The organism is Cellulomonas massiliensis JC225 (assembly GCF_000312005.1).
GTDB classification, from domain to species: domain Bacteria; phylum Actinomycetota; class Actinomycetes; order Actinomycetales; family Cellulomonadaceae; genus Cellulomonas; species Cellulomonas massiliensis.
The window spans coordinates 1,393,614-1,399,493 of record NZ_HE978588.1 but is presented as its reverse complement, the minus strand read 5'-3'; the positions used below and the strand labels follow the sequence as shown (position 1 = coordinate 1,399,493).

At 73.5% G+C, this 5,880-nt stretch carries 7 protein-coding genes and 1 pseudogene; all 8 read right to left on the bottom strand.

Annotated elements, in window-relative coordinates:
• A pseudogene (locus HGCM_RS19745) lies at positions 1–234 on the bottom strand (flagellar motor switch protein FliN); the annotation flags it as partial.
• Positions 231–1,160 (bottom strand): flagellar motor switch protein FliM, encoded by a 930-nt coding sequence (locus tag HGCM_RS06660; protein ID WP_019136079.1) that lies wholly within the window; start codon positions 1,158–1,160, stop codon positions 231–233. The pseudogene HGCM_RS19745 and the gene HGCM_RS06660, both read right to left, overlap by 4 nt.
• Before the next feature lie 247 nt (positions 1,161–1,407).
• Positions 1,408–1,923, bottom strand: coding sequence for a flagellar basal body-associated FliL family protein (locus tag HGCM_RS06655; RefSeq protein ID WP_019136078.1), 516 nt, complete (start codon positions 1,921–1,923; stop codon positions 1,408–1,410).
• A 5-nt stretch (positions 1,924–1,928) separates the two neighbouring features.
• Positions 1,929–2,825 carry a flagellar motor protein MotB gene (locus HGCM_RS06650; protein ID WP_019136077.1) on the bottom strand — a complete coding sequence of 299 codons (897 nt, stop codon included), beginning with the start codon at positions 2,823–2,825 and terminating at the stop codon, positions 1,929–1,931.
• On the bottom strand, positions 2,822–3,610 hold the full coding sequence (locus HGCM_RS06645) for a motility protein A (protein WP_019136076.1): 789 nt from the start codon (positions 3,608–3,610) through the stop codon (positions 2,822–2,824). The genes HGCM_RS06650 and HGCM_RS06645 overlap by 4 nt, the downstream gene beginning before the upstream one ends.
• The gene (locus tag HGCM_RS06640; RefSeq protein ID WP_019136075.1) at positions 3,610–3,918 is read right to left on the bottom strand and encodes a flagellar FlbD family protein; all 309 of its coding nucleotides are present in this window, start codon (positions 3,916–3,918) and stop codon (positions 3,610–3,612) included. Before HGCM_RS06640 ends, HGCM_RS06645 begins: the two co-directional genes overlap by 1 nt.
• 155 nt (positions 3,919–4,073) lie before the next feature.
• On the bottom strand, positions 4,074–5,252 hold the full coding sequence (locus tag HGCM_RS06635) for a flagellar hook protein FlgE (protein ID WP_019136074.1): 1,179 nt from the start codon (positions 5,250–5,252) through the stop codon (positions 4,074–4,076).
• 82 nt (positions 5,253–5,334) lie between these two features.
• The gene (locus tag HGCM_RS06630) at positions 5,335–5,760 is read right to left on the bottom strand and encodes a flagellar hook assembly protein FlgD (protein WP_019136073.1); all 426 of its coding nucleotides are present in this window, start codon (positions 5,758–5,760) and stop codon (positions 5,335–5,337) included.
• Between the last annotated feature and the right edge of the window lie 120 nt (positions 5,761–5,880).

Sequence of the window (5,880 nt, the reverse complement as noted above, 5' to 3'; positions counted from 1 at the left end):
GCCGGCGGCGCGGCCCGCCGCCTCGACGTCGGCGAGCACCGCGCCCGCCACCACGACCAGGTCGGCGCTCGGAGCGCCGACGAACGTCACGACGACGGCCTCGGCCGCGGCCGGGACGTCGGTCGCGTCGCACGGCACCGCGACGAGCGGGACGGAGGACGGCACGAGCGCCGCGGCCGCGTCGGCCGCCGCGCGGGCGTCGACCCGGGCGGCGAGGGGCGTCTGGGCGTTCATGCGGGGTTCTCCTCCGAGGCGACGGACACGATGCGGCAGGCCAGGCGCGGGCCGTGGCTGCCGAGGGCGGCACGGGCGAGCACGACGCCGTCGACGACGACGTCGAGCGGCTCGGCCGCGGGGTGGCTGAGGGGCAGCAGGTCGCCGACGGCCAGGCCGACGACGTCGCGCGGCTGCACGGTCATCGGCGCGAGGCGCACGCCGACCGGCACGGGGACGGCGCCGACCGCGTGCTCGACCTGCACGCGCGAGGCGACGGCGCGCACGCGGTCCTCGTCGCTCGCGGCGACCGGTCCGTCCGCGGCGTTGAGCGCCGTGACCAGGTGCTCGGCGGGGAGCATCAGCGTGAGCGCGTCCTCGCGCTCGCCGACGCTGAGGGTGAACGACGCGACCAGCACGGTGTCCGAGGCGGCGGCCGCCTGCACGAACTGGGGGTTGTACTGCACGCCACGCACGTCCAGGCCGAGCTTCGTGATGCCGGCGAACGCGTACTCCAGGTCGGCCAGCGCGTGCTGGAGCAGGTCCCGCACGAGCGTCAGCTCGATCTCGGTGAGCTCGCGGCCGGGGCGGTCGTCGCCGCGGCCGTCGCCGCCGAACAGGTAGTCGACCCACACCATCGTCGCGCCGACGGGCAGCTGCAGGACGGCGTTCTGCCGCGTCGGGTCGACGGTGCAGAGCACCATCGCGGTCGGGGTGGGCAGCGTGCTGACGTACTCGTCGTAGGTGTGCAGCGCGACGCCGTCGAGCTCGAGACGGCTCACGATCCGCAGCCGCGCGGTGAGCTGCGTGCCGAACTGGCGCGCGAACCGGCCGAACGCCATCTCCAGGTGGCGCGCGTGCTCGCGCACGAGCGTCAGCGGGCGGCGGAAGTCGTAGGTCTCCACCTGCGGGGCACCGACGCGGCCGCGCGCGCCGGGGCGCCGCACGGGCGCAGCAGAGGTCGCGGCATCGAGGACGGTCACGGCCGACCCATCGGCGGGCGCGCCGCGGTTGTGAGCGGTCGCGCGCAAACTCGTCGTGACGAGTGCCGTCGTGCTGTCTGCACCCCGCCCGTCCTGGGCAGGTCCGTGCCCGGCCCGGTCGGCCGGTCGTCGGTGTGCAGCGGTGCGGCGCCCTCCGTGGCGCCCTGGACGTGCCGGCCTCAGCCGGCGCAGCGCAGGTCTGCTGGCAGGCCTACTGCGTGACGTAGTTCGTCAGGTAGACGCCCATCACCTCGCCCTCGTACGCCTCGGCGAGCTCGGCGGCGAGCTCGTCGCGCAGCTTCTCGCGCGTCTGCGGGTCGGAGACCTCGTCGACCGTGCGACCGGAGAAGATCGCGATCGCGTGGTCGACGGCCACCGACGGGTCCGGCGCCTCGTGCACGTCCTTCGTCAGCTGCATCGAGAACCCCAGCCGCAGGTAGTGCCCGCCGGCGAGGTTGAGGCTGACCGGCTCGACCGCCAGCACCTCGCCCTTCTCGGGCGTCGGCTCGGGCGCCGGCTCGGCGCCCGGGTCGGGGCGCAGCAGGAAGAACCACGCGGCGGCCGCGGCGACGAGCACGACGAGCACCGCGGCGACGACGACGAGCGGCTTGCGCGAGCGCGGCTTCTTCTCCGGCTCCGGCTCGGGCGCGGAGGCGCCGATCGTGCCGCCACCGATCTTCGGGGCCCCGATCTTGGGGCCGCCGATGACGCGCTGCTCGACGGGCATCGCACTCACTCCTTCGTCAGGGCGGGCAGCAGGTCCCGCACGGCCTCGGGGGCGCCGGACAGGATCACGAGGTCCACGCGCCGGTTGGTCTCCATCGCCTGCTTCGAGCGGCCCGCCACGAGCGGGCGCTCGTCGCCGAACCCGATCGCCATGATCCGGCTGCCGGCGATGCGGTCCTTCTCGACGAGGTGGCGCAGGACCTGGGTCGCGCGGTCGGCGGAGAGCTCCCAGTTGGTCGCGTAGCGGCCGGAGACGGGCAGCACGTTCGCGTGGCCCTCGATGGAGATCTGCTCCTTCAGCCGCCGCAGGGTTGGGCCCGCGGCGTCGAGCACCTTGCCCGCCGTGGGCGTGAGCTGCGCGCTCGCGGGGGCGAAGAACACGTCGTCGGCGACGAGGGCCATGACGAGGCCGCGCTCGTCGATCCGGAAGCGCACGGACGAGTCGAGCCGCTCCTCGCGCAGCCGCTTGAGCAGCCCCGCCTTGATCTCCTTGAGGTGCGCGGCCTCGGCCTTCGCCGCCTCGAGGGTGTCCGGGTCGATGTCCGACGTCGCCGCGGGCGACGGGCTCGCGGCCTGGTGGCCCAGCTCGGCGTCCGCGTCGACGAGGCCGGCGGTGCCGTCCACGGGCGCGTCCTCCGGCACGGCGGACTGCCCGTCGAGCGTGCCCGCGCCGCCGTCGAGCACCGACTCGTTGCCCGTCATGTCCTTGAAGCCGGCTGCCAGCGACTCGCGCAGCTGGATGTACTTGTCCTGGTCGACCTGGCTGATGGCGAACAGCACGATGAACAGCGCCATGAGCACCGTGATCATGTCGGAGTAGCTCACGAGCCAGCGCTCGTGGTTGACGTGCTCCTCCTCGTGCCCGCCGCCGCGCCGGCGGCTGCGGGCGCCGTGGGCGCTCACGCGGCCGCCTTCTTCTCGTCGGCCTTCTTGTCGCCCGCGGGCGCGTCGGGCAGCAGGCTGCGCAGCCGCTCGCCGACGACGCGCGGGTTCGCGCCCGCCTGCACCGCGAGCAGGCCCTCGAGCGTGACCTCCATCTGGCTGCACTCCAGGTCGGAGATGCGCTTGATGCGGGTGCCGAGCGGCAGCCAGACGACGTTGGCCGAGAGGATGCCCCACAGCGTCGCGACGAACGCCGCGGCGATCGAGTGCCCGAGGGTCTCCGGCTCCGACAGGTTCTCGAGCACGTGGACGAGCGAGATGACGGTGCCGATGATGCCGATCGTCGGCGCGTAGCCGCCCATGTCCTGGAAGTACTTGGCGTTCACGCGGTCGCGGGTCCGCTTCGTCGCGATGCGGTCCTCGAGGATGACGCGCAGGTCCTCGGGGTCCGTGCCGTCGATGGCGGCCTGGAGGCCGGAGCGCAGGAACTCGTCGTCGATGTCCCGCGCGGCGTCCTCCAGCGCGAGCAGGCCCTCGCGGCGCGCCTTGTCGGCCAGCGACACGACCGTGTCGACCGTCGTGGACGGGTCCGGCGCCTTCGAGCGCAGCGCCCGCGGCACGGCCGCGAACGCGTTCTTCACGTCCTTGAGCGTGTGCCCGGCGACGCCGACCCCGATCGTGCCGACCCAGACCAGCAGCAGCGGCGCGGGCAGCATGATCGACAGCGGGTTGGCGCCCTCGAGGAAGAGGGCGCCGAAGATCGCGACGAACGCGACGACGATGCCGATGATCCCTGCTGGATCCATCAGACGCTCCTCGGCCTCAGCGGAAGGGGCTGGACGAGCGGGCCGTCACCGGCCTGCTCGTCGTCCTCGGGCTCGGCCAGGTCGGGCACGGCCGTCAGCACCGCCGTCGAGCGCAGCTCCTGCGAGCGCGCGAGCACCTGCGCGGAGCGCTCGTTGATGCGGGCGATGATCTCGGCCATGGGCTCGGCGACGATGTACTTCGTGCCGTCGATGAGCGTCACGATCGTGTCCGGCGCGCTGTCGACGCGCTGGATCAGATCGGGGTTGATCCCGAACTTCTCGCCCGTCAGGCGTGTCACGACGATCATGGCTGCACCCGTCCCTGGTCCTACGTGCGGCTCGCGCCGCGCGGCCCGTCCGTGGGCCTTCACGCCTCCCATCGGCCGGTCCGGCCCCGATGTGAGGACTGCACTTCACCCGCCCGGCGGCGGCGCGCGTGGCGCGGCCGCCGGGCGGGACGACGTCAGCGCTTGAGGTTGACGAGCTCCTGCAGCACCTCGTCCGACGTGGTGATGACGCGCGAGTTCGCCTGGAAGCCGCGCTGGGCGACGATGAGGCTGGTGAACTCCGACGAGAGGTCGACGTTCGACATCTCCAGCGCGCCGCCCGCGAGCGACCCGCGCCCGCCGGTGCCGGCCGTGCCGATCGCCGGGTCGCCGGAGTTGACGGTCGTGCGGAACAGCGAGCCGCCCGCCTTCTCCAGGCCCGCCGGGTTGGTGAACGCGCCGAGCGCGATCCGGCCGATGACCTGCTTGAGCCCGTTGCTGAACGAGCCGGTGATCGTGCCGTCGGCGCCCAGCGCGAACGACTGCAGCGTGCCGGCCGCCTGGCCGTCCTGCGCCGTCGCCTTGACCGTGTCGAGGCCCGCGTAGCCCGTCAGCGTCGACAGGTCGACCGCGACGCCGCCGACCGTGAGCGACGTGGGCGACGTGATGCGGCCGTTCGCGGCGAACGTGACGGGGGTCGACGCGACGGTCGCGGTGCCGTCGCCGGCGGCGAGGGACCAGCCGGTCGCGGCCTTGGTGAACGTGAGCGTCAGCGTGCGCGAGGCGCCCGTCGCGTCGTACAGGTCGATCGTGCGGTTGAGGACCGTGCCGTCCGCCGCCGCGGAGTCGAGGTTGCCCGCGTAGGTGGCGGACGAGGACGCGACGGCGCCCATCACGGAGCCGGCCGGGACCTTGAGGTCGCTGAGCGGGCCGTTGGTGTCGATCACGCCGTTGACGGCCATCCAGCCCTGGACGAGGGCGCCCTCGCCCGGCAGGACCATCTGGCCCGTCGCGTCGAAGTCGAACGAGCCGGCGCGGGTGTAGTACGTCTCGTTGCCCTTGCGGACCACGAAGAACCCGTCGCCCTGGATCATCATGTCGGTGCTGCGCCCGGTCACCTGCGAGGCGCCCTGCGTGAAGCTCGTCGTCACGCCCGCGACGCGCACGCCGAGGCCGATCTGCGCCGGGTTGGTGCCGCCGACGCCGTCCTGCGCGCCGCCCGCGTTGGTGAGCACCTGGCTGAGCGTGTCCTGGAACTGCACCTGCGACGACTTGAAGCCGGTGGTGTTGACGTTGGCGATGTTGTTGCCGGTGACGTCGAGCATGGTCTGGTGGCTGCGCAGACCACTGATGCCGGAGAACAGCGAGCGGAGCATGGTGGGTCCCTTCGGGCGGTGCGCCGGGCGGCGCGGTGGTGCGGGTCTGGGGGCTGGGGTGGGGTGCTGAGGCGGGCGGCGGTCAGCTCGCGGCCGTGCGGCGGACCGCCGCGACCTGGTCGAGGGGGATCTCCTCGTCGCCGACCGTGACGGTCGGGACGGAGCCGGCGTAGGAGACCGAGCCGACGACGCCGGAGTGCTCGGCGCCCTCGGCGTCGGTCCACGAGACGGTCTGGCCGACGAGCGTCGCGGCGGCGACCCGCATCTGGAGCCCGAACGCCTCGCGGGAGGTGTCGGAGAGCTCGATGAGCCGCTCCATCGTCGTGAGCTGCGTCGTCTGGGCCATGAGCTGCGACGAGTCCATGGGCGACGAGGGGTCCTGGTTGCGCAGCTGCGCGACGAGCAGCTCGAGGAAGGCCTGCTTGTCGAGGTCCTTGGTCGCCGGCGCGGTGCCGGTCGTGCCGGCGGCACCGCCGGCGGCGGCGGTGTACGAGGTGTCGATCGACATCGGTGCTCCTGGGTGCTGGCTCGGACGGCAGGTCAGACGACGAGGTCGAGGCGACCGGACGGCGTGCGGACGGGAGGTGGCGGCGGGACGTCGCGCGGCGGCGCGGCCGGTGCGCCGGGC

Bases quoted from the DNA above. Each gene is read 5' to 3' on its own strand.
- HGCM_RS06655 (WP_019136078.1), bottom strand. From the start codon at position 1,923: ATGCCCGTCGAGCAGCGCGTCATCGGCGGCCCCAAGATCGGGGCCCCG.
- HGCM_RS06645 (WP_019136076.1), bottom strand. From the start codon at position 3,610: ATGGATCCAGCAGGGATCATCGGCATCGTCGTCGCGTTCGTCGCGATC.
- HGCM_RS06640 (WP_019136075.1), bottom strand. From the start codon at position 3,918: ATGATCGTCGTGACACGCCTGACGGGCGAGAAGTTCGGGATCAACCCC.
- HGCM_RS06635 (WP_019136074.1), bottom strand. From the start codon at position 5,252: ATGCTCCGCTCGCTGTTCTCCGGCATCAGTGGTCTGCGCAGCCACCAG.
- HGCM_RS06630 (WP_019136073.1), bottom strand. From the start codon at position 5,760: ATGTCGATCGACACCTCGTACACCGCCGCCGCCGGCGGTGCCGCCGGC.